The following is a 22,370-nucleotide window of genomic DNA, read 5'->3' as shown; positions in this document are numbered from 1 at the left end:
CGATTTGCTTCCGGGCGCCCCGGTCACGTACCTTCGTCCAGAAGCCAAAGACCGCTGGTCGTTGCTGCGCCTCCATCCGGAAGCGTGGTGGCCGAAGGATCCGCTAGCTGCGGGCGACCTGCGCAGGTGATTTGAGGAAGCACTCCCGCGACGACTTCGGGTCGAAGCGGTCGAGTTACGCCCCGAGCGCCTGCGCCGGGGCGTTTCGTTTTGCCCAGGTCCCTTCGCATAGCGGTCCCGAATCACCCGGAAGGAGGCCGAGGCTCATGGCGACGTCCGCCAAGGCTGCTGCGGTTGCCGAGCTGACGGACAAGTTCCGTAGCTCGAACGCCGCTGTGCTGACCGAGTACCGCGGTCTCACCGTGGCTCAGCTCAAGACGCTGCGCCGTTCGCTCGGTGAGAACGCCCAGTACGCCGTGGTGAAGAACACGCTGACCCAGATCGCGGCCCGTGAGGCCGGGATCACGCTGGAGGACCAGCTCTTCGCTGGCCCGACGGCGGTTGCCTTCGTCACCGGTGACCCGGTGGAGTCGGCGAAGGGTCTCCGTGACTTCGCCAAGGAGAACCCCAACCTCATCATCAAGGGCGGTGTCCTTGACGGCAAGGCGCTGTCCGCCGATGAGATCAAGAAGCTTGCGGACCTCGAGTCCCGCGAGGTTCTGCTCAGCAAGCTGGCCGGTGCCATGAAGGGCAAGCAGTCCCAGGCTGCCTCGCTCTTCCAGGCGCTGCCGACGAAGCTCGTCCGCACTGCGGACGCGCTGCGCGCCAAGCTCGCCGAGCAGGGCGGTGCCGAGTAATTCGGCTCGCGCATTGACCGGTGCCTCCCGGCACCGGTCGCAGCGGGCCGTACGCCCGCCGACATGTACATCCCGGCACCTGCCGATTTAGTGGAAGGACCGCCATCATGGCGAAGCTCACCAAGGACGAGCTGCTCGCGCAGTTCGAGGAGATGACCCTCATCGAGCTGGCCGAGTTCGTCTCCGCCTTCGAGGAGAAGTTCGACGTCACCGCCGCCGCTGCCGCGCCGGTCGTCATGGCCGGCGGCGTCGCCGGTGGCGCCGCTGAGGCCGTCGAGGAGAAGGACGAGTTCGACGTCATCCTCACCGCCGCCGGTGACAAGAAGATCCAGGTCATCAAGGTCGTGCGCGAGCTGACCTCCCTGGGTCTGAAGGAGGCCAAGGACCTCGTCGACGGCACCCCGAAGCCGGTCCTCGAGAAGGTCGCCAAGGACGCCGCGGAGAAGGCCGCCGAGGCCCTCAAGGGCGCCGGCGCCTCCGTCGAGGTCAAGTAAGACCTCGCGAGTCGTCTGACTCTTTCCGCCGGCGGCTGCCGGTAGCCAACGGGCGATCACCCATGCGGGTGGTCGCCCGTCGGCGTTTCCCCGGACGGCTGCGCCGAGCACGTCCGGGGGCGAGTATGGTGATCTTCGTTGCCCTCCCGGACGGGCCGTGGGCCTTGACGAACGCGACGGGGCGCGCAATTCTCAGGACGCGTCGCCACATCGGTCCACCGTCCGAGGCATGGATCGAAGGCGAAGAGGGAAGTCTTGCGTCAGGCGATGCCTGCAGGCGTCCGCCGCACGGCGAGGGACAACAGGATCCCGGAGGGAGAGATTGGTATCGCACCGGTCTCCGCACATCCGCTCTGGACATCAGTGGGCCAAGTGGCTACACTGACCCTTTGCGCTGCCTGTTAGCTGCTCCCTGCCCGTCACCAGGGGCATGCCCACTATCGAGCACTGCTGATGGAAACCCGCTGACCTGGGATTTCTTATCGATGCACGGTGTGGGGCCGGTACGCGCGTAGTGAGTCCGAGCCCTCGGAAGGACCCCCTCTTGGCCGCCTCGCGCAACGCCTCGACTGCCAATACGAACAACGGCGCCAGCACCGCCCCGCTGCGCATCTCTTTTGCGAAGATCAAGGAGCCCCTCGAGGTTCCGAACCTCCTTGCGCTGCAGACCGAGAGCTTCGACTGGCTGCTCGGCAATGCCGCCTGGAAGGCTCGCGTCGAGGCTGCGCTGGAGTCCGGTCAGGACGTCCCCACGAAGTCCGGTCTGGAGGAGATCTTCGAGGAGATCTCCCCGATCGAGGACTTCTCCGGGTCGATGTCGCTGACCTTCCGCGACCACCGTTTCGAGCCCCCGAAGAACTCGATCGACGAGTGCAAGGAGCGCGACTTCACGTACGCGGCCCCGCTCTTCGTCACGGCCGAGTTCACCAACAACGAGACCGGTGAGATCAAGTCTCAGACGGTCTTCATGGGCGACTTCCCGCTCATGACCAACAAGGGCACCTTCTGCATCAACGGCACCGAGCGTGTCGTCGTCTCGCAGCTGGTCCGCTCCCCCGGCGTCTACTTCGACTCCTCCATCGACAAGACGTCCGACAAGGACATCTTCACGGCCAAGATCATCCCGTCCCGGGGTGCCTGGCTGGAGATGGAGGTCGACAAGCGCGACATGGTCGGTGTCCGCATCGACCGCAAGCGCAAGCAGTCCGTCACCGTCCTCCTGAAGGCTCTCGGCTGGACCACCGAGCAGATCCTCGAGGAGTTCGGCGAGTACGAGTCCATGCGCGCCACCCTGGAGAAGGACCACACCCAGGGCCAGGACGACGCGCTGCTCGACATCTACCGCAAGCTGCGTCCGGGCGAGCCGCCGACCCGCGAGGCCGCGCAGACGCTGCTCGAGAACCTCTACTTCAACCCCAAGCGCTACGACCTCGCGAAGGTCGGCCGCTACAAGGTGAACAAGAAGCTCGGCGCGGAGGCCCCCCTCGACGCCGGCGTGCTGACCACGGACGACGTCATCGCGACGATCAAGTACCTGGTCAAGCTGCACGCCGGTGAGCTGGAGACGGTCGGCGAGAACGGCACCACGATCGTCGTCGAGACCGACGACATCGACCACTTCGGCAACCGTCGTCTGCGCAACGTCGGCGAGCTCATCCAGAACCAGGTCCGCACGGGTCTGGCTCGTATGGAGCGCGTCGTCCGCGAGCGGATGACCACCCAGGACGTCGAAGCGATCACGCCGCAGACCCTGATCAACATCCGGCCGGTCGTCGCCTCCATCAAGGAGTTCTTCGGCACCAGCCAGCTGTCCCAGTTCATGGACCAGACCAACCCGCTGTCGGGTCTGACCCACAAGCGCCGTCTGTCGGCGCTGGGCCCGGGTGGTCTCTCCCGTGAGCGGGCCGGCTTCGAGGTCCGTGACGTTCACCCGTCGCACTACGGCCGCATGTGCCCGATCGAGACGCCCGAAGGCCCGAACATCGGTCTGATCGGCTCGCTCGCCTCCTACGGCCGCGTCAACGCGTTCGGCTTCGTGGAGACCCCGTACCGCAAGGTCGTCGACGGCCAGGTCACCGACGAGGTCGACTACCTGACTGCCGACGAGGAAGACCGCTTCGTCATCGCCCAGGCGAACGCCGCCCTCTCCGAGGACATGCGCTTCGCCGAGGCCCGCGTGCTGGTCCGCCGCCGTGGCGGCGAGATCGACTACATCGCCGGCGACGACGTCGACTACATGGACGTCTCCCCGCGCCAGATGGTGTCGGTCGCGACCGCCATGATCCCGTTCCTCGAGCACGACGACGCCAACCGCGCGCTCATGGGATCGAACATGATGCGCCAGGCCGTCCCGCTGATCAAGGCCGAGGCGCCGCTGGTCGGCACCGGCATGGAGTACCGCTGCGCGGTCGACGCCGGTGACGTCATCAAGGCCGAGAAGGACGGTGTCGTCCAGGAGGTCTCCGCCGACTACGTCACGGTGGCCAACGACGACGGCACGTACAACACCTACCGGGTCGCGAAGTTCTCGCGCTCCAACCAGGGCACGTCCTTCAACCAGAAGGTCGTCGTCGACGAGGGCGCCCGCGTCGTCGCCGGCCAGGTGCTCGCCGACGGCCCGTCCACGGACGAGGGCGAGATGGCCCTCGGCAAGAACCTGCTCGTGGCGTTCATGCCGTGGGAGGGTCACAACTACGAGGACGCGATCATCCTGTCGCAGCGCCTCGTCCAGGACGACGTCCTCTCCTCGATCCACATCGAGGAGCACGAGGTCGACGCCCGTGACACCAAGCTCGGCCCGGAGGAGATCACCCGGGACATCCCGAACGTCTCCGAGGAGGTCCTCGCCGACCTCGACGAGCGCGGCATCATCCGCATCGGTGCCGAGGTCGTCGCCGGCGACATCCTGGTCGGCAAGGTCACCCCGAAGGGTGAGACCGAGCTGACCCCGGAGGAGCGCCTGCTCCGCGCGATCTTCGGTGAGAAGGCCCGTGAGGTCCGTGACACCTCGCTGAAGGTCCCGCACGGCGAGATCGGCAAGGTCATCGGCGTCCGCGTCTTCGACCGCGAGGAGGGCGACGAGCTTCCCCCGGGCGTGAACCAGCTGGTCCGCGTCTACGTCGCCCAGAAGCGCAAGATCACCGACGGTGACAAGCTCGCCGGCCGTCACGGCAACAAGGGTGTCATCTCCAAGATCCTCCCGGTCGAGGACATGCCGTTCCTCGAGGACGGCACCCCGGTCGACATCATCCTCAACCCGCTCGGTGTCCCGTCCCGAATGAACCCGGGACAGGTCCTCGAGATCCACCTCGGCTGGCTCGCCAGCCGCGGCTGGAAGGTCGAGGGCGACGAGGACTGGATGAAGCGCCTGCAGGCCATCGGCGCCGACGACGTCGCGCCGGGCACCAACGTCGCGACCCCGGTCTTCGACGGCGCCCGCGAGGACGAGATCGCCGGTCTCTTCGAGTCCACGATCCCGAACCGCGACGGCGAGCGCATGGTGCTCCCCTCGGGCAAGGCCCGGATGTTCGACGGCCGCTCCGGCGAGCCGTTCCCGGACCCGATCTCCGTCGGGTACATGTACATCCTCAAGCTGCACCACCTGGTCGACGACAAGCTGCACGCCCGCTCGACCGGCCCGTACTCCATGATCACCCAGCAGCCGCTGGGTGGTAAGGCTCAGTTCGGTGGCCAGCGCTTCGGTGAGATGGAGGTGTGGGCGCTCGAGGCATACGGCGCCGCCTACGCCCTCCAGGAGCTGCTGACCATCAAGTCCGACGACGTCACCGGCCGCGTGAAGGTCTACGAGGCCATCGTCAAGGGCGAGAACATCCCCGAGCCCGGCATTCCCGAGTCCTTCAAGGTGCTCATCAAGGAAATGCAGTCCCTCTGCCTCAACGTGGAGGTGCTGTCCTCGGACGGCATGTCCATCGAGATGCGCGACACGGACGAGGACGTCTTCCGCGCTGCGGAAGAGCTCGGTATCGACCTGTCCCGGCGCGAGCCGAGCAGCGTCGAAGAGGTCTGACGGGTCTGACGGGGGGCTCCAAGAGCCCCCCGTCGTCCCCGGACCCTTCAGACCACTGATGTAGAGCCCGATATCTCGCTGACGCGAGGGGCACGACCCTGAAAGAGGGATTGACGAACAGTGCTCGACGTCAACTTCTTCGACGAGCTGCGGATCGGCCTGGCGACCGCGGACGACATCCGAACCTGGTCCCACGGCGAGGTCAAGAAGCCGGAGACCATCAACTACCGCACCCTGAAGCCCGAAAAGGACGGACTCTTCTGCGAGAAGATCTTCGGTCCGACCCGGGACTGGGAGTGCTACTGCGGCAAGTACAAGCGTGTCCGCTTCAAGGGCATCATCTGTGAGCGCTGTGGCGTCGAGGTCACCCGCGCCAAGGTGCGCCGTGAGCGGATGGGCCACATCGAGCTGGCCGCTCCCGTCACCCACATCTGGTACTTCAAGGGCGTCCCGTCGCGTCTGGGCTACTTGCTCGACCTCGCCCCGAAGGACCTCGAGAAGGTCATCTACTTCGCCGCCTACATGATCACGTGGGTGGACGAGGAGCGCCGTACGCGCGACCTGCCCTCGCTGGAGGCCCACGTCTCCGTCGAGCGCCAGCAGATCGAGCAGCGCCGCGACGCCGACCTGGAGGCCCGCGCCAAGAAGCTCGAGGCCGACCTGGCCGAGCTTGAGGCCGAGGGTGCCAAGGCCGACGTGCGCCGCAAGGTGCGCGAGGGCGCCGAGCGTGAGATGAAGCAGCTGCGCGACCGTGCGCAGCGCGAGATCGACCGCCTCGACGAGGTCTGGAACCGCTTCAAGAACCTCAAGGTCCAGGACCTCGAGGGCGACGAGCTGCTCTACCGCGAGCTGCGCGACCGCTTCGGCACCTACTTCATGGGTGCGATGGGCGCCGCCGCGCTGCAGAAGCGCCTGGAGTCCTTCGACCTCGACGAGGAGGCCGAGCGCCTCCGCGAGATCATCCGGACCGGCAAGGGCCAGAAGAAGACCCGTGCGCTCAAGCGCCTCAAGGTCGTCTCCGCCTTCCTGCAGACCCGCAACAGCCCCAGCGGCATGGTGCTGGACTGCATCCCCGTGATCCCGCCGGACCTGCGTCCGATGGTGCAGCTGGACGGTGGCCGCTTCGCGACCTCCGACCTGAACGACCTGTACCGCCGTGTGATCAACCGCAACAACCGTCTGAAGCGTCTGCTCGACCTCGGTGCCCCCGAGATCATCGTGAACAACGAGAAGCGGATGCTCCAGGAGGCGGTCGACGCCCTCTTCGACAACGGCCGTCGCGGTCGCCCGGTCACGGGCCCCGGCAACCGTCCGCTGAAGTCCCTCAGCGACATGCTGAAGGGCAAGCAGGGTCGATTCCGTCAGAACCTGCTCGGTAAGCGCGTCGACTACTCGGCCCGTTCGGTCATCGTCGTCGGCCCGCAGCTGAAGCTGCACCAGTGCGGTCTGCCCAAGGCCATGGCGCTGGAGCTCTTCAAGCCGTTCGTGATGAAGCGCCTGGTCGACCTGAACCACGCGCAGAACATCAAGTCGGCCAAGCGCATGGTCGAGCGCGGCCGCACCGTGGTGTACGACGTCCTCGAAGAGGTCATCGCCGAGCACCCGGTGCTGCTGAACCGTGCGCCCACGCTGCACCGCCTCGGCATCCAGGCCTTCGAGCCGCAGCTGGTCGAGGGCAAGGCCATCCAGATCCACCCGCTCGTCTGCACCGCGTTCAACGCGGACTTCGACGGTGACCAGATGGCCGTCCACCTGCCGCTCTCCGCGGAGGCGCAGGCCGAGGCCCGCATCCTGATGCTGTCCTCGAACAACATCCTCAAGCCGGCCGACGGCCGTCCGGTCACCATGCCGACCCAGGACATGGTGCTCGGTCTGTTCTTCCTCACCACCGACGAGGAAGAGCGCAAGGTCATCGGCGAGGGCCGGTCCTTCGGCTCGGTCGCCGAGGCGATCATGGCGTTCGACGCCCGGGAGCTCTCGCTCCAGGCGAAGGTCGACATCCGCTTCCCGATCGGCACCGTTCCCCCGCGCGGCTGGGTTCCCCCGGTCGCCGAGGGTGACGACGAGGGCGTCGCGGCTGCGGAGTGGCAGCAGGGCGACAGCTTCCGTCTGCGCACCACCCTGGGCCGCGCGCTCTTCAACGAGCTGCTGCCCGAGGACTACCCGTTCGTCGACTACTCGGTGGGCAAGAAGCAGCTCTCCGAGATCGTCAACGACCTGGCCGAGCGCTACCCCAAGGTCATCGTGGCGGCGACGCTCGACAACCTGAAGGCGGCCGGCTTCCACTGGGCCACTCGCTCCGGCGTCACCGTCGCCGTCTCCGACATCGTCGTGCCGGAGGCCAAGAAGGAGATCGTCCGCGGCTACGAGGCCCAGGACGAGAAGGTCCAGAAGCAGTACGAGCGCGGTCTGATCACCAAGGACGAGCGCACGCAGGAGCTCATCGCGATCTGGACCAAGGCGACCAACGAGGTTGCCGAGGCGATGAACGCGAACTTCCCCAAGACGAACCCCATCTTCATGATGGTTGACTCGGGTGCCCGAGGAAACATGATGCAGATGCGACAGATCGCCGGTATGCGTGGTCTGGTGTCGAACGCGAAGAACGAGACCATCCCGCGACCCATTAAGGCGTCGTTCCGTGAGGGTCTCACCGTGCTGGAGTACTTCATCTCCACCCACGGTGCCCGTAAGGGTCTCGCGGACACCGCCCTCCGTACCGCCGACTCGGGTTACCTGACCCGTCGTCTGGTGGACGTCTCGCAGGACGTGATCATCCGCGAGGAGGACTGCGGCACCGAGCGCGGCCTCAAGCTGGCGATCGCGACCAAGGGTCCCGACGGCGTCCTGCGCAAGACCGACGACGTCGAGACGAGCGTCTACGCCCGCATGCTGGCCGAGGACGTCGTCATCGACGGCAAGGTCATCGCGCCGGCCAACGTCGACCTCGGTGACGTGCTCATCGAGCAGCTGGTCGCGCACGGCGTGGAGACGGTCAAGACCCGCTCGGTCCTGACCTGTGAGTCCGCGGTGGGCACCTGTGCCTTCTGCTACGGCCGCTCGCTGGCCACCGGCAAGCTGGTCGACATCGGTGAGGCCGTCGGCATCATCGCGGCCCAGTCCATCGGTGAGCCCGGTACCCAGCTGACGATGCGTACCTTCCACACCGGTGGTGTGGCCGGTGACGACATCACCCAGGGTCTGCCCCGTGTCGTCGAGCTCTTCGAGGCTCGTACGCCCAAGGGTGTCGCCCCGATCTCGGAGGCGGCCGGCCGCATCCGCATCGAGGAGACCGAGAAGACCAAGAAGATCGTCGTCACCCCGGACGACGGCAGCGAGGAGACGGCGTTCCCGATCTCCAAGCGTGCCCGTCTGCTGGTCAGCGAGGGCGAGCACGTCGAGGTGGGCCAGAAGCTCACCGTGGGTGCCACCAACCCGCACGACGTGCTGCGCATCCTGGGCCAGCGCGCCGTCCAGGTCCACCTGGTCGGCGAAGTCCAGAAGGTCTACAACTCGCAGGGCGTGTCGATCCACGACAAGCACATCGAGATCATCATCCGGCAGATGCTGCGCCGCGTGACGATCATCGAGTCCGGCGACGCGGAGCTGCTGCCGGGCGAGCTCGTGGAGCGCTCGCGCTTCGAGGGCGAGAACCGTCGTGTGGTCACCGAGGGCGGTCACCCCGCCTCCGGCCGTCCGCAGCTGATGGGTATCACCAAGGCCTCGCTGGCGACGGAGTCCTGGCTGTCGGCCGCCTCCTTCCAGGAGACGACCCGAGTGCTGACGGACGCGGCGATCAACGCCAAGTCCGACTCGCTCATCGGCCTCAAGGAGAACGTCATCATCGGTAAGCTCATCCCGGCCGGTACGGGTCTGTCCCGCTACCGCAACATCCGGGTGGAGCCCACCGAGGAGGCCAAGGCCGCGATGTACTCGGCCGTCGGTTACGACGACATCGACTACTCGCCCTTCGGCACCGGCTCGGGCCAGGCGGTCCCGCTGGAGGACTACGACTACGGTCCGTACAACCAGTAAGCCGCAAGCGGTACGTCCACAGGGCGGTCACCCCACCGGGGTGGCCGCCCTGCGGCGTACCCGGGGGAGGGGACGGCGTGATTTCACCCATACGCGCGATACGAACCTCCCGCAGACCCGGGAAACCACCACATATGCAGCACATCGGGGTGTCCTCCGCGTGTGCATTTGTTTTGACCGCAGCCCATGCGCTAGGTAGGCTCTGACCTTGTGCCTGGGGTGTCCCTGGGCTCTCGTGCGTGCCCACAGTCCGCGCGGGAGACCGGACCTCACGGATCTTTTCGGTCCGATGCGGTCGAAGACACCGAAATCTGCGCCCTTTCCGACATCGGCAGGGGTCTGCAGCCTTCGACACGCCCGACCGCGTGGGTCGGCGGGTTCCAGGTTAGTTTTATCGTGATCGGCACACAGAAACCGGAGAAACGGTGCCTACGATCCAGCAGCTGGTCCGGAAGGGCCGGCAGGACAAGGTCGAGAAGAACAAGACGCCCGCGCTCGAGGGTTCGCCCCAGCGTCGTGGCGTCTGCACGCGTGTTTTCACGACCACCCCGAAGAAGCCGAACTCGGCGCTCCGTAAGGTCGCGCGTGTGCGTCTGACCTCCGGCATCGAGGTCACCGCTTACATTCCGGGTGAGGGCCACAACCTGCAGGAGCACTCCATCGTGCTCGTGCGCGGTGGCCGTGTGAAGGACCTGCCGGGTGTTCGCTACAAGATCATCCGCGGCTCCCTCGACACGCAGGGCGTCAAGAACCGTAAGCAGGCTCGCAGCCGCTACGGCGCCAAGAAGGAGAAGTAAGAATGCCTCGTAAGGGCCCCGCCCCGAAGCGCCCGGTCATCATCGACCCGGTTTACGGCTCCCCTCTGGTGACGTCGCTCATCAACAAGATCCTCCTGCACGGCAAGCGCTCCACCGCCGAGCGCATCGTGTACGGCGCCATGGAGGGTCTGCGCGAGAAGACCGGTAACGACCCGGTCATCACCCTCAAGCGCGCCCTCGAGAACGTCAAGCCGGCTCTCGAGGTCAAGTCCCGCCGCGTCGGTGGCGCCACCTACCAGGTGCCGGTCGAGGTCCGTCCGGGCCGCGCCTCCACCCTGGCGCTCCGCTGGGTCGTGGGTTACTCCCGCGCCCGCCGCGAGAAGACCATGACCGAGCGCCTCATGAACGAGCTCCTGGACGCCTCCAACGGTCTGGGCGCTGCGGTCAAGAAGCGCGAGGACACCCACAAGATGGCCGAGTCCAACAAGGCCTTCGCGCACTACCGCTGGTAGTCGCTACCCCCATCGAGATCCGAGAGAAGACTGAGCCATATGGCCACCACTTCGCTTGACCTGGCCAAGGTCCGCAACATCGGGATCATGGCCCACATCGACGCGGGCAAGACGACCACCACCGAGCGGATCCTGTTCTACACCGGTGTTTCGTACAAGATCGGTGAGGTCCACGACGGCGCTGCCACGATGGACTGGATGGAGCAGGAGCAGGAGCGCGGCATCACGATCACGTCTGCCGCGACGACCTGCCACTGGCCGCTGAACGACGTCGACCACACGATCAACATCATCGACACGCCGGGCCACGTCGACTTCACCGTCGAGGTGGAGCGTTCGCTGCGCGTCCTCGACGGTGCCGTGACGGTGTTCGACGGCGTCGCCGGTGTTGAGCCGCAGTCCGAGACCGTTTGGCGCCAGGCGGACCGCTACGGCGTGCCGCGCATCTGCTTCGTCAACAAGCTCGACCGCACGGGCGCCGAGTTCCACCGCTGTGTCGACATGATCGTCGACCGCCTGGGCGCGGTTCCGCTGGTCATGCAGCTGCCGATCGGTACCGAGGCCGACTTCAAGGGCGTGGTCGACCTCGTCCAGATGAAGGCGCTGGTCTGGTCCGCCGAGGCCGCCAAGGGCGAGATGTACGACGTCGTCGACATCCCGGACACCCACATCGAGGCTGCCGAGGAATGGCGCGGCAAGCTCCTCGAGGGCGTTGCCGAGAACGACGAAGAGATGATGGAGCTCTTCCTCGAGGGCCAGGAGCCCACCGAGGAGCAGCTGATGGCGGCCATCCGCCGCATCACCCTCGCGTCGAAGGGCGGCGGCGACTCCGTCACCGTCACCCCGGTGTTCTGTGGTACCGCGTTCAAGAACAAGGGCGTGCAGCCCCTGCTCGACGCCGTGGTCCGCTACCTGCCGTCGCCGCTGGACATCGAGGCCGTCGAGGGCCACGCGGTCAACGACGCCGACGAGGTCGTGAAGCGCAAGCCGTCCGACGAAGAGCCCTTCGCCGGCCTTGCCTTCAAGATCATGAGCGACCCGCACCTCGGCAAGCTCACCTTCGTCCGGGTTTACTCGGGCCGCATGGAGGCCGGCACTCAGGTGCAGAACTCCGTGAAGGGCAAGAAGGAGCGCATCGGCAAGATCTACCGGATGCACGCGAACAAGCGTGAGGAGATCGACTCGGTGGGTGCCGGTGACATCGTCGCCGTCATGGGTCTGAAGCAGACCACCACCGGTGAGACCCTCTGCTCCGCGTCGGACCCGGTGATCCTGGAGTCCATGGACTTCCCGGCTCCGGTGATCCAGGTCGCCATTGAGCCCAAGTCCAAGGGCGACCAGGAGAAGCTGGGTGTCGCCATCCAGCGCCTCGCCGAGGAGGACCCGTCCTTCCAGGTCCACACGGACGAGGAGACGGGCCAGACCATCATCGCGGGTATGGGCGAGCTGCACCTCGACGTGCTGGTCGACCGTATGAAGCGTGAGTTCAAGGTCGAGGCCAACGTCGGCAAGCCGCAGGTCGCGTACCGCGAGACGATCCGCAAGGCCGTCGAGCGGATCGACTACACGCACAAGAAGCAGACTGGTGGTTCCGGCCAGTTCGCGAAGGTGCAGATCGCGATCTCGCCCCTCGAGGGCGACGGTTACGAGTTCGAGAACAAGGTCACCGGTGGCCGTATCCCGCGGGAGTACATCCCGTCCGTGGACGCGGGTTGCCAGGAGGCCATGGAGTTCGGTGTTCTGGCCGGCTACCCGCTGACCGGCGTCAAGGTGACGCTGCTCGACGGTGCCTACCACGACGTCGACTCCTCCGAGCTCGCGTTCAAGATCGCCGGCTCCATGGCGTTCAAGGAGGGTGCTCGCAAGGCATCGCCGGCTCTGCTTGAGCCGATGATGTCCGTCGAGGTCACCACCCCCGAGGACTACATGGGTGACGTCATCGGTGACATCAACTCCCGCCGTGGCCAGATCCAGGCCATGGAGGACCGTCACGGCGCCAAGCTCGTCAAGGGCCTGGTTCCGCTGTCGGAGATGTTCGGCTACGTCGGCGACCTCCGCAGCAAGACTTCGGGTCGCGCAAGCTACTCGATGCAGTTCGACTCCTACGCCGAGGTTCCGCGGAACGTCGCCGAGGAGATCATCGCGAAGGCCAAGGGCGAGTAACGAGCTCCGTCTCCACAGACGAGGCTCACGCCTTAGGCTTGACACCGGCTGTCGGGGCATACCACCGCAAATCGTGGCGGTCTGTCCCGGCGGGCGGCTCCCCAGCAAAGATCCCTGGCGCCGACCCAATCCAGGCGTACAGAACCACTCCACAGGAGGACCCCAGTGGCGAAGGCGAAGTTCGAGCGGACTAAGCCGCACGTCAACATCGGCACCATCGGTCACGTCGACCACGGTAAGACCACTCTTACCGCGGCGATCACCAAGGTGCTGCACGACGCGTACCCGGAGCTGAACCCCTTCACGCCGTTCGACGAGATCGACAAGGCGCCCGAAGAGCGCCAGCGTGGTATCACCATCTCGATCGCGCACGTCGAGTACCAGACCGAGTCGCGTCACTACGCCCACGTCGACTGCCCGGGTCACGCGGACTACATCAAGAACATGATCACCGGTGCCGCCCAGATGGACGGCGCGATCCTCGTGGTCGCCGCGACCGACGGTCCGATGCCGCAGACCAAGGAGCACGTGCTCCTGGCCCGCCAGTCCGGCGTTCCGTACATCGTCGTCGCCCTGAACAAGGCCGACATGGTGGACGACGAGGAGATCCTGGAGCTCGTCGAGCTCGAGGTCCGTGAGCTCCTCAACGAGTACGAGTTCAACGGCGACGACGCTCCGGTCGTCCGCGTCTCCGCGCTGAAGGCGCTGGAGGGCGACAAGGAGTGGGGCGAGAAGCTCCTCGGCCTGATGAAGGCCGTCGACGAGAACATCCCGCAGCCCGAGCGTGACGTCGACAAGCCGTTCCTGATGCCGATCGAGGACGTCTTCACGATCACCGGTCGTGGCACCGTCGTCACCGGTCGTATCGAGCGCGGTGTCCTGAAGGTCAACGAGACCGTCGACATCATCGGCATCAAGACCGAGAAGACCACCACCACGGTCACCGGTATCGAGATGTTCCGCAAGCTGCTCGACGAGGGCCAGGCCGGTGAGAACGTCGGTCTGCTGCTCCGCGGCATCAAGCGCGAGGACGTCGAGCGCGGCCAGTGCATCATCAAGCCGGGTTCGGTCACCCCGCACACCGAGTTCGAGGCCACGGCCTACATCCTGTCGAAGGACGAGGGTGGCCGTCACACCCCGTTCTTCAACAACTACCGTCCGCAGTTCTACTTCCGTACGACTGACGTGACCGGTGTTGTGACCCTCAAGGAGGGCACGGAGATGGTCATGCCCGGCGACAACGCCGAGATGTCCGTTTCCCTCATCCAGCCCGTCGCGATGGAGGAGGGCCTGCGCTTCACCATCCGTGAGGGTGGCCGCACCGTCGGCGCCGGCCAGGTCACCAAGATCAACAAGTAAGCTCCCGCTTGCTTGAAGGTCTACAGACCTAAGAAGGCCCGCACATCTTCGGATGTGCGGGCCTTCTTGCGTTTCACCCTCGCGGGTGAGGCGATGCTGGGACGGGCACTACGTGTGGGGGATCTCCGGACGCCAGAGCCACGGGCGGGCGTCCGGGCTCATTCCGGCGACGCACAGCTGGTGGCCCGCGTCGGTGGTCATGCCGGAGGTGCCCACGGGCACGAGCCCCGCGTCCGAGCGCACCGGCTCGGAGTCCCCGGAGGCGTCGGTGAGCTGCGTCTCGCCGTTCACCGCCCGCCCGAGCACCATGACCGTGTCCTGGCCGCCCCGGGCGGCCAGGGCGTGGGCGGCGAGCGGCCCGTAGCCCGCGAAGTCCTGGAGGTCGGTGCTGCGGAAGTCCCCCGTGCCGTCGGACCCCGGCGTGAAGGTGTGGACCGCCGGCTGGACGGCCGCGGGGGAGCGGTAGACGAGGGCCAGGGCGCCCTCGGGGCCGAGGGCCGCACCAGGGAGCCCGCCGGGCTGCGGCAGGCCCTTCAGGGGCGCGTAGTGGACCGGCTTGCCCGGCTCGTCCTGCGTCCAGTGGTGGACGGTGTCGCGGCCGGTGCCGAAGACGTGGACGCGCTTGTCCTGGTCCAGGACGGCGACCAGGCCGTCCTGGATCTCCTGCCCGTGCAGGCTCTGCCACTTCCCCCAGGTGCCGTCGGCCTCGCGCACCCGGCTGGAGACGCCCTTGCCCGCGTTGCGGACGAAGAGGTGGACGCGCCCGTCGGGGGCGGCGACGGCGGCGGGCATGCCGACGCGGCGGCCGCGGTCGGGGCGGTGCTCGGGGTTGCCGAGGCCCTGCCAGGCCTTGAAGCCGCCGCCGGGGGAGCGCTCCTGGAGGACGACGATCTCGCGGGTGTCGGGGCGGCCCTGGCCCGCGAGGGCGGAGAACCGCAGGGCGAACAGCAGCCGGCGGCCCTCGGAGTCCTGGACGGACGCCAGGGCCGGTGCCAGCGGGCCGCCCCCCAGGTTCTGCGGCTCGCCCCAGCGGCCGCTGCCGGGCCGGGTCTCCTGCCAGCGCACGGCCTGCGTGCCCAGCACGCCGAAGGCCTCCAGCCGGCCGTCCTTGCCGGTGCCGGGAGGCCCGGGAGAGACGGCCGGGCCCTCGTAGCGGTAGTGGGTGGAGCGGATCCAGCCCTTGCGGTTCTTCATCGGGCGGTCGCCGCCCTGGCCGTAGTCGCCGCAGCCGCCGGGGTTGCCGCACTCCCACGCGGGGTCGCCGCCGTACGCCTCGACCAGCCGGTGCTTCTGCTCGATCACCTCGGGCGGCAGGTTGTGCGGCCAGCGCTGGTTGTAGTACCCGCGGAACGCCGTGGTCACGAAGCGGGGCGGGTGCCCGTCGCGCTTGGAGGCGTCGGCGACCCACTGCGAGAGCGCCTTCCAGGTGAAGAGCGCGGTCGGGGTGTGGTCGCGGTGGTCGGAGCAGGCGCCGTAGTCGTTGTCCTTGGGGTGGGTGGCGTCGTGGACCTGGTAGTCGGGGTCCGGGTCCATGGTGTGGATCACCGTGGGCCGGTACCGGTCCATGATCGTGGCGAGGGTGTCCACGAGGGTGCCGTGCCGGTAGGTGCTGGAGACCGTGCACGGCGAGCCGGTGGCGACGAGGGACTGCATCTCGCCCTCCGGCCGCTCCCACAGCAGGGGCAGCCGCATCTCGCGGGCCGAGAGCATGGCGATGTTGAGGAAGATCAGCCGGGCCTTGCGGTTGCCGTTGCTGAGCTCGTTGGTCTCGGCCTTGACGCCGTTGCCCAGGTCCAGGACGGACTTCTGCCAGCCCGTGAACTTGTCCAGGCCGATCATCTCGGCGTACGCCTGGCGCAGGCCCTGGTGGCGCGCGGAGGAGTAGGCGGCCTTGTCGGGCTCGGCCTTGGGCATGCCCTCGATCCAGTTCTGCCCGACGGCCTCGCCGGCCGTGACGTAGACCGAGACGACGGGGACCCCGGCCCGCACGATGTGCTCGGCGTCGGGGTTCATGAAGTACAGGTCGTCGTCGGGGTGCGCCATGACCTGGAGCAGCAGGGCGTCGCCGGCGGTGCTGAAGGACTGGGTGGCGCTGGGGTCCACCGCTCTTATGGGGTCGGGGGAGGCCTTGGGCTTCTTCTTGCCGCCCTCCCCGCTGCACCCCGCCGCGAGGGCCGCGGTCGTGGCGGCCAGCCCGGCGAGGGCGGTCCGGCGGGATATCACCATGTGCTGTGAGATGTTCAACTACATGACTCCGTCCCGTTGTGCAGCACGCGGTTCCCCGCCCCTGCTGCCCCAGCGTGATAGGGGACGATCGAGGGGGCGCGGCGGTTGCCCGGGCCCTCGGCAAACCCCGGCAAAGCCGGTTTTCCCGGCCCTGTGACGGCGTGCACTCCAGTGACCGGGGGGACCGGAGCGCCGGCCGTGGTGTAAGAGCCATAGTGTCCCGTATGTCGGCGGGGTGGTTTGACAACTGAGCCGGTCGGAGTACCGTCTTCGGCCACGATTGGCGTCCCTTCGGGCACGTATGGCACACTGTTCAGGTTGCTCGGTTGAGTGCCGATGCTGCGCGCCTCCCGCCGGGAGGACTGGAAGCGAGTCCCGCAGTACTCGTCGCCCCTTATGAGGGGCGGAAGTACGGGAATCTTCCGGGAAGTGTCAGCGGGGCCCCAGCCAGGCACTCGGTGGGTGTCTTTCCCCCACAACCCCCTTCACCAGGGAATTTCCTTAGGGAAATCTGCTGGAAGGGGCGCGACACGCCCGACCGCGTGGGTCGGAGGTGGAGCGGGGAGAGACCGCGTGCGGAAGAGATTCCGGGCGCAGCCGGCCGAGTCCCAGAGCGTTACGAGAGACAGGACTACTGAGTAGCCATGGCGGGACAGAAGATCCGCATCCGGCTCAAGGCCTACGACCACGAGGTCATCGACTCCTCGGCGAAGAAGATCGTCGAGACGGTGACGCGCACTGGTGCGTCGGTCGCGGGCCCGGTGCCGCTGCCCACTGAGAAGAACGTGTACTGCGTCATCAAGTCGCCGCACAAGTACAAGGACTCGCGCGAGCACTTCGAGATGCGCACGCACAAGCGCCTCATCGACATCCTCGACCCCACGCCGAAGACGGTTGACTCGCTGATGCGTCTCGACCTGCCGGCGGGCGTCGACATCGAGATCAAGCTCTGAGGTGACGCGCGAGATGGCTAAGAACATTAAGGGCGTCCTGGGCGAGAAGCTCGGCATGACCCAGGTCTGGGACGAGAACAACCGGGTTGTCCCGGTGACCGTCGTCAAGGCCGGGCCCTGCGTCGTCACCCAGGTCCGCACCAACGACAGCGACGGCTACGAGTCGGTCCAGATCGCCTTCGGCGAGATCGACCCGCGCAAGGTGAACAAGCCCCTCAAGGGTCACTTCGCCAAGGCCGACGTCACCCCGCGCCGCCACCTGGTGGAGCTGCGTACCGCTGACGCCAGCGAGTACACGCTCGGCCAGGAGATCACCGCTGCCGTGTTCGAGTCGGGCGTCAAGGTTGACGTCACCGGCAAGAGCAAGGGCAAGGGCTTCGCCGGTGTCATGAAGCGTCACAACTTCCGTGGCCTCGGCGCCGGGCACGGCACCCAGCGCAAGCACCGCTCCCCCGGTTCCATCGGTGGCTGCGCCACCCCGGGCCGTGTGTTCAAGGGCCTCCGCATGGCGGGCCGTATGGGCAACGAGCGGGTCACCACCCAGAACCTGACCGTCCACGCCGTTGACGCGGAGAAGGGCCTGCTCCTGATCAAGGGCGCGGTTCCTGGTCCGAACGGCGGCCTCGTCCTGGTCCGTACCGCGGCCAAGGGGGCCTGAGGTAACGATGAGCACCATTGACATCCTTTCGCCGGCAGGCGACAAGGCCGGGACCGTCGAGCTCCCCGCGGAGATCTTCGACGCGAAGGTCAGCGTTCCGCTGATCCACCAGGTCGTCGTCGCGCAGCTGGCCGCTGCCCGTCAGGGCACGCACAAGACCAAGACCCGTGGCGAGGTCCGCGGCGGTGGCAAGAAGCCGTACCGCCAGAAGGGCACCGGTCGCGCCCGTCAGGGTTCGACCCGCGCGCCGCAGTTCGCCGGTGGTGGCGTCGTGCACGGTCCCGTGCCGCGTGACTACTCGCAGCGCACCCCGAAGAAGATGAAGGCCGCCGCCCTGCGCGGTGCCCTCTCGGACCGCGCGCGTCACTCCCGCATCCACGTCGTCTCCGACGTGGTCGAGGGTGCGGCGTCCACGAAGGCCGCGAAGAGCCTGTTCGGCAAGATCAGCGAGCGGAAGAACCTGCTCCTGGTCGTCGAGCGCGCCAACGAGGCCGCGTGGCTCTCCGCCCGCAACCTGCCCCAGGTTCACATCCTGGAGCCGGGCCAGCTGAACACGTACGACGTGCTCGTCTCCGACGACGTGGTCTTCACCCAGGCCGCCTTCGAGTCCTTCGTGTCTGGCCCCAAGGCCGTTGAGACCGAAGGGAGCGAGGCCTGATGACTGAGGCCGTCGTCACCAGCAAGACGTTCTCGGACCCGCGCGACCTCCTGGTCAAGCCGGTCGTCTCCGAGAAGAGCTACGCGCTGCTGGACGAGAACAAGTACACGTTCATCGTCGACCCGCGCGCCAACAAGACCCAGATCAAGCAGGCCGTCGAGGCGGTCTTCTCGGTCAAGGTCACCGGGGTCAACACGATCAACCGTCAGGGTAAGCGCAAGCGCACCAAGACCGGTTTCGGCAAGCGTGCCAACACCAAGCGCGCCATCGTGACCCTCGCCGAGGGCGACCGTATCGACATCTTCGGCGGTCCGACCGCCTAAGGGCGGTCTGGATCGTCCGAAATCGGACGAGGACTGAGAAATGGGTATCCGCAAGTACAAGCCGACGACCCCGGGCCGTCGTGGCTCCAGCGTCGCCGACTTTGTCGAGATCACGCGGTCCACGCCGGAGAAGTCGCTGGTCCGCCCCCTGCACAGCAAGGGCGGCCGTAACAACGCCGGTCGTGTGACCGTTCGCCACCAGGGTGGTGGCCACAAGCGCGCCTACCGCGTGATCGACTTCCGTCGTCACGACAAGGACGGCGTGCCGGCCAAGGTCGCTCACATCGAGTACGACCCGAACCGCACCGCTCGCATCGCGCTGCTGCACTACGCAGACGGCGAGAAGCGCTACATCATCGCCCCGGCCAAGCTGAACCAGGGCGACCGGATTGAGAACGGCCCCGGTGCCGACATCAAGCCGGGCAACAACCTCCCGCTCCGCAACATCCCGGTCGGTACCACGATCCACGCGATCGAGCTCCGTCCCGGTGGTGGCGCCAAGTTCGCCCGCTCTGCCGGTTCCTCCGTGCAGCTGCTGGCGAAGGAGGGCCAGTACGCCCACCTGCGCATGCCGTCCGGCGAGGTCCGCCTGGTCGACGTCCGCTGCCGCGCCACGGTCGGCGAGGTCGGCAACGCCGAGCAGTCGAACATCAACTGGGGCAAGGCCGGCCGTATGCGCTGGAAGGGCGTTCGCCCGACCGTCCGCGGTGTCGCGATGAACCCGGTTGACCACCCGCACGGTGGTGGTGAGGGCAAGACCTCCGGTGGTCGCCACCCGGTCTCCCCGTGGGGTCAGAAGGAGGGTCGTACTCGTTCTCCCAAGAAGGCGAGCAACAAGTACATCGTCCGCCGCCGCAAGACGAACAAGAAGCGCTAGGAGCGGGTTTAGATGCCGCGTAGTCTCAAGAAGGGACCCTTCGTCGACGGACACCTCATCAAGAAGGTGGACGCTCAGAACGAAGCCGGTACCAAGAACGTCATCAAGACCTGGTCCCGTCGCTCCATGATCGTGCCGGCCATGCTCGGCCACACGCTCGCGGTGCACAACGGCAAGACGCACGTCCCGGTGTTCGTCACCGAGTCGATGGTCGGCCACAAGCTCGGCGAGTTCTCGCCGACCCGCACCTTCCGCGGCCACGTCAAGGACGACCGCAAGTCGAAGCGCCGCTAAGCGGGGTGCGAACGACTATGACTGACACCGAAGGGACAACCATGGAAGCCAGGGCCCAGGCGCGGTACATCCGCGTCACGCCCATGAAGGCCCGCCGCGTGGTGGACCTCATCCGTGGCATGGACGCCACGGAGGCTCAGGCGGTCCTGCGTTTCGCCCCGCAGGCCGCTAGCGTGCCGGTCGGCAAGGTGCTGGACAGCGCCATTGCCAACGCCGCGCACAACTACGACCACACGGACGCTTCGTCGCTGTACATCAGCGAGGCGTTCGTGGACGAGGGCCCGACCCTGAAGCGGTTCCGTCCGCGTGCTCAGGGCCGTGCCTACCGGATCCGCAAGCGGACCAGCCACATCACCGTGGTCGTCAGCAGCAAGGAAGGAACCCGGTAATGGGCCAGAAGGTTAACCCGCACGGGTTCCGGCTCGGCATCACCACGGACTTCAAGTCCCGCTGGTACGCCGACAAGCTGTACAAGGACTACGTCAAGGAAGACGTTGCCATTCGTCGCATGATGACGAAGGGCATGGAGCGCGCCGGTATCTCGAAGGTTGAGATCGAGCGCACCCGCGACCGCGTCCGCGTTGACATCCACACCGCTCGTCCGGGCATCGTCATCGGCCGCCGCGGCGCCGAGGCCGACCGCATCCGCGGTGAGCTGGAGAAGCTGACCGGCAAGCAGGTTCAGCTGAACATCCTCGAGGTCAAGAACCCCGAGGTCGACGCTCAGCTGGTGGCCCAGGCCGTCGCCGAGCAGCTGTCCTCCCGCGTCTCCTTCCGTCGCGCCATGCGTAAGAGCATGCAGTCGACGATGAAGGCCGGCGCCAAGGGCATCAAGATCCAGTGCGGTGGCCGTCTCGGCGGCGCCGAGATGTCCCGCTCGGAGTTCTACCGCGAGGGCCGTGTGCCCCTGCACACGCTCCGCGCGAACGTCGACTACGGCTTCTTCGAGGCCAAGACGACCTTCGGTCGCATCGGCGTCAAGGTCTGGATCTACAAGGGCGACGTCAAGAACATCGCCGAGGTTCGCGCCGAGAACGCTGCCGCCCGTGCGGGCAACCGCCCGTCGCGTGGTGGCGCCCAGGACCGCCCGGCCCGTGGTGGCCGTGGTGGCGAGCGTGGCGGCCGCGGCCGCAAGCCGCAGCAGAACGCCGCTGCCGAGGCCCCCAAGGCCGAGGTCGCTGCCGCTGCTCCGGCTGAGTCCACCGGAACGGAGGCCTGACCGACATGCTGATCCCTCGCAGGGTCAAGCACCGCAAGCAGCACCACCCCAAGCGGAACGGCATGGCCAAGGGTGGCACCGAGCTCGCCTTCGGTGAGTACGGCATCCAGGCCCTGACCCCGGCCTACGTGACGAACCGTCAGATCGAGTCCGCTCGTATCGCCATGACGCGTCACATCAAGCGTGGCGGCAAGGTGTGGATCAACATCTACCCGGACCGTCCGCTGACCAAGAAGCCGGCCGAGACCCGCATGGGTTCCGGTAAGGGTTCTCCGGAGTGGTGGATCGCGAACGTCAAGCCCGGTCGGGTGATGTTCGAGCTGTCTTTCCCGAACGAAAAGGTCGCTAAGGAGGCGCTCACCCGCGCCGCCCACAAGCTTCCGATGAAGTGCCGCATTGTTCGGCGCGAGGCAGGTGAGTCGTGATGGCCGCTGGTATCAAGGCGACCGAGCTGCGTGAGCTGAACGACGAGGACCTCGTCGCGAAGCTCCGTGAGGCCAAGGAAGAGCTGTTCAACCTCCGCTTCCAGGCGGCGACCGGGCAGCTTGAGAACCACGGTCGGCTCAAGTCCGTCCGTAAGGACATCGCCCGGATCTACACCCTGATGCGCGAGCGTGAGCTGGGCATCGAGACGGTGGAGAGCGCCTGATGAGCGAGAAGAATGTGACTGAGACGAACCAGCGCGGTTTCCGCAAGACCCGTGAGGGTCTCGTCGTCAGCGACAAGATGGACAAGACCGTCGTCGTCGCTGTCGAGGACCGTGTCAAGCACGCGCTGTACGGCAAGGTCATCCGCCGTACGAACAAGCTCAAGGCGCACGACGAGCAGAACGCTGCCGGTGTCGGCGACCGCGTCCTCATCATGGAGACGCGTCCGCTGTCGGCGAGCAAGCGCTGGCGCATCGTCGAGATCCTCGAGAAGGCCAAGTAATTACCTGAGGGGATTCCCTCTCAGGCCAGTTCCGCCAGGCTCGGCGTGGGGCCCTCACTCTCAGTGAGGCCCCCGCCGGGAACCGGC

General features: G+C 66.8%; 20 protein-coding genes. 19 read left to right on the top strand and 1 reads right to left on the bottom strand.

What is annotated here, in order from left to right; genetic code table 11:
• The first annotated feature begins 266 nt into the window (after positions 1–266).
• From rplJ to tuf, 8 genes are all read left to right on the top strand, one after another.
• Positions 267–797, top strand: a complete 531-nt coding sequence (rplJ, locus tag PS271_RS11965; RefSeq protein WP_058046835.1) for a 50S ribosomal protein L10 — start codon at positions 267–269, stop codon at positions 795–797.
• A 107-nt stretch (positions 798–904) separates the two neighbouring features.
• On the top strand, positions 905–1,291 hold the full coding sequence (gene rplL, locus PS271_RS11960; protein ID WP_106677941.1) for a 50S ribosomal protein L7/L12: 387 nt from the start codon (positions 905–907) through the stop codon (positions 1,289–1,291).
• A gap of 544 nt (positions 1,292–1,835) precedes the next feature.
• Positions 1,836–5,318: a DNA-directed RNA polymerase subunit beta gene (rpoB, locus tag PS271_RS11955; RefSeq protein ID WP_398381914.1), complete on the top strand. Its 3,483-nt coding sequence runs from the start codon at positions 1,836–1,838 to the stop codon at positions 5,316–5,318.
• A gap of 120 nt (positions 5,319–5,438) precedes the next feature.
• Positions 5,439–9,353 (top strand): DNA-directed RNA polymerase subunit beta', encoded by a 3,915-nt coding sequence (locus PS271_RS11950; protein WP_398381913.1) that lies wholly within the window; start codon positions 5,439–5,441, stop codon positions 9,351–9,353.
• A 425-nt stretch (positions 9,354–9,778) separates the two neighbouring features.
• Positions 9,779–10,150: a 30S ribosomal protein S12 gene (gene rpsL / locus PS271_RS11945; protein WP_003948652.1), complete on the top strand. Its 372-nt coding sequence runs from the start codon at positions 9,779–9,781 to the stop codon at positions 10,148–10,150.
• 2 nt (positions 10,151–10,152) lie between these two features.
• Positions 10,153–10,623, top strand: a complete 471-nt coding sequence (gene rpsG / locus PS271_RS11940) for a 30S ribosomal protein S7 (protein ID WP_030368420.1) — start codon at positions 10,153–10,155, stop codon at positions 10,621–10,623.
• A 39-nt stretch (positions 10,624–10,662) separates the two neighbouring features.
• On the top strand, positions 10,663–12,786 hold the full coding sequence (gene fusA / locus PS271_RS11935; protein ID WP_398381912.1) for an elongation factor G: 2,124 nt from the start codon (positions 10,663–10,665) through the stop codon (positions 12,784–12,786).
• 165 nt (positions 12,787–12,951) lie between these two features.
• The gene (gene tuf / locus PS271_RS11930; RefSeq protein WP_106677946.1) at positions 12,952–14,145 is read left to right on the top strand and encodes an elongation factor Tu; all 1,194 of its coding nucleotides are present in this window, start codon (positions 12,952–12,954) and stop codon (positions 14,143–14,145) included.
• Between the two features lie 108 nt (positions 14,146–14,253).
• Here the strand turns inward: tuf and PS271_RS11925 are convergent, their stop codons facing one another.
• Positions 14,254–16,389 (bottom strand): PIG-L family deacetylase, encoded by a 2,136-nt coding sequence (locus PS271_RS11925; RefSeq protein WP_398381911.1) that lies wholly within the window; start codon positions 16,387–16,389, stop codon positions 14,254–14,256.
• Between the two features lie 626 nt (positions 16,390–17,015).
• On the opposite strand from PS271_RS11925, the gene rpsJ reads away from it, so the two are divergent.
• The 11 genes from rpsJ to rpsQ are packed head-to-tail and all read left to right on the top strand — an operon-like array spanning position 17,016 to position 22,283.
• Positions 17,016–17,324 (top strand): 30S ribosomal protein S10, encoded by a 309-nt coding sequence (rpsJ, locus tag PS271_RS11920; protein WP_003948644.1) that lies wholly within the window; start codon positions 17,016–17,018, stop codon positions 17,322–17,324.
• Between the two features lie 13 nt (positions 17,325–17,337).
• Positions 17,338–17,982: a 50S ribosomal protein L3 gene (gene rplC, locus PS271_RS11915; protein WP_030368416.1), complete on the top strand. Its 645-nt coding sequence runs from the start codon at positions 17,338–17,340 to the stop codon at positions 17,980–17,982.
• 7 nt (positions 17,983–17,989) lie between these two features.
• Positions 17,990–18,640, top strand: coding sequence for a 50S ribosomal protein L4 (gene rplD / locus PS271_RS11910; protein WP_120756559.1), 651 nt, complete (start codon positions 17,990–17,992; stop codon positions 18,638–18,640).
• A complete protein-coding gene (rplW, locus tag PS271_RS11905) occupies positions 18,640–18,963 on the top strand; it encodes a 50S ribosomal protein L23 (RefSeq protein ID WP_030368414.1) in 324 nt (107 codons plus the stop codon). Before rplD ends, rplW begins: the two co-directional genes overlap by 1 nt.
• A gap of 40 nt (positions 18,964–19,003) precedes the next feature.
• The gene (gene rplB, locus PS271_RS11900) at positions 19,004–19,840 is read left to right on the top strand and encodes a 50S ribosomal protein L2 (protein WP_120756560.1); all 837 of its coding nucleotides are present in this window, start codon (positions 19,004–19,006) and stop codon (positions 19,838–19,840) included.
• A 12-nt stretch (positions 19,841–19,852) separates the two neighbouring features.
• On the top strand, positions 19,853–20,134 hold the full coding sequence (gene rpsS / locus PS271_RS11895) for a 30S ribosomal protein S19 (RefSeq protein WP_004950443.1): 282 nt from the start codon (positions 19,853–19,855) through the stop codon (positions 20,132–20,134).
• 41 nt (positions 20,135–20,175) lie between these two features.
• On the top strand, positions 20,176–20,523 hold the full coding sequence (gene rplV / locus PS271_RS11890) for a 50S ribosomal protein L22 (RefSeq protein WP_031012097.1): 348 nt from the start codon (positions 20,176–20,178) through the stop codon (positions 20,521–20,523).
• Positions 20,523–21,353, top strand: a complete 831-nt coding sequence (gene rpsC, locus PS271_RS11885) for a 30S ribosomal protein S3 (protein WP_398381910.1) — start codon at positions 20,523–20,525, stop codon at positions 21,351–21,353. Before rplV ends, rpsC begins: the two co-directional genes overlap by 1 nt.
• A gap of 5 nt (positions 21,354–21,358) precedes the next feature.
• A complete protein-coding gene (rplP, locus tag PS271_RS11880; RefSeq protein WP_030368409.1) occupies positions 21,359–21,778 on the top strand; it encodes a 50S ribosomal protein L16 in 420 nt (139 codons plus the stop codon).
• On the top strand, positions 21,778–22,002 hold the full coding sequence (gene rpmC, locus PS271_RS11875) for a 50S ribosomal protein L29 (protein WP_030368408.1): 225 nt from the start codon (positions 21,778–21,780) through the stop codon (positions 22,000–22,002). The genes rplP and rpmC overlap by 1 nt, the downstream gene beginning before the upstream one ends.
• Positions 22,002–22,283, top strand: a complete 282-nt coding sequence (gene rpsQ, locus PS271_RS11870) for a 30S ribosomal protein S17 (protein ID WP_120756561.1) — start codon at positions 22,002–22,004, stop codon at positions 22,281–22,283. Before rpmC ends, rpsQ begins: the two co-directional genes overlap by 1 nt.
• The last annotated feature ends 87 nt before the right edge of the window (positions 22,284–22,370 follow it).

Source organism: Streptomyces sp. SCA2-17, from assembly GCF_044336695.1.
Note: the sequence above shows the minus strand (reverse complement) of the source record. Positions and strands in the feature narration are given on the sequence as shown.

Bases quoted from the DNA above. Each gene is read 5' to 3' on its own strand.
- rplJ (WP_058046835.1), top strand. From the start codon at position 267: ATGGCGACGTCCGCCAAGGCTGCTGCGGTTGCCGAGCTGACGGACAAG.
- rplL (WP_106677941.1), top strand. From the start codon at position 905: ATGGCGAAGCTCACCAAGGACGAGCTGCTCGCGCAGTTCGAGGAGATG.
- rpsG (WP_030368420.1), top strand. From the start codon at position 10,153: ATGCCTCGTAAGGGCCCCGCCCCGAAGCGCCCGGTCATCATCGACCCG.
- fusA (WP_398381912.1), top strand. From the start codon at position 10,663: ATGGCCACCACTTCGCTTGACCTGGCCAAGGTCCGCAACATCGGGATC.
- rpsJ (WP_003948644.1), top strand. From the start codon at position 17,016: ATGGCGGGACAGAAGATCCGCATCCGGCTCAAGGCCTACGACCACGAG.
- rplC (WP_030368416.1), top strand. From the start codon at position 17,338: ATGGCTAAGAACATTAAGGGCGTCCTGGGCGAGAAGCTCGGCATGACC.
- rplD (WP_120756559.1), top strand. From the start codon at position 17,990: ATGAGCACCATTGACATCCTTTCGCCGGCAGGCGACAAGGCCGGGACC.
- rplW (WP_030368414.1), top strand. From the start codon at position 18,640: ATGACTGAGGCCGTCGTCACCAGCAAGACGTTCTCGGACCCGCGCGAC.
- rplB (WP_120756560.1), top strand. From the start codon at position 19,004: ATGGGTATCCGCAAGTACAAGCCGACGACCCCGGGCCGTCGTGGCTCC.
- rpsS (WP_004950443.1), top strand. From the start codon at position 19,853: ATGCCGCGTAGTCTCAAGAAGGGACCCTTCGTCGACGGACACCTCATC.
- rplV (WP_031012097.1), top strand. From the start codon at position 20,176: ATGGAAGCCAGGGCCCAGGCGCGGTACATCCGCGTCACGCCCATGAAG.
- rpsC (WP_398381910.1), top strand. From the start codon at position 20,523: ATGGGCCAGAAGGTTAACCCGCACGGGTTCCGGCTCGGCATCACCACG.
- rplP (WP_030368409.1), top strand. From the start codon at position 21,359: ATGCTGATCCCTCGCAGGGTCAAGCACCGCAAGCAGCACCACCCCAAG.
- rpmC (WP_030368408.1), top strand. From the start codon at position 21,778: ATGGCCGCTGGTATCAAGGCGACCGAGCTGCGTGAGCTGAACGACGAG.
- rpsQ (WP_120756561.1), top strand. From the start codon at position 22,002: ATGAGCGAGAAGAATGTGACTGAGACGAACCAGCGCGGTTTCCGCAAG.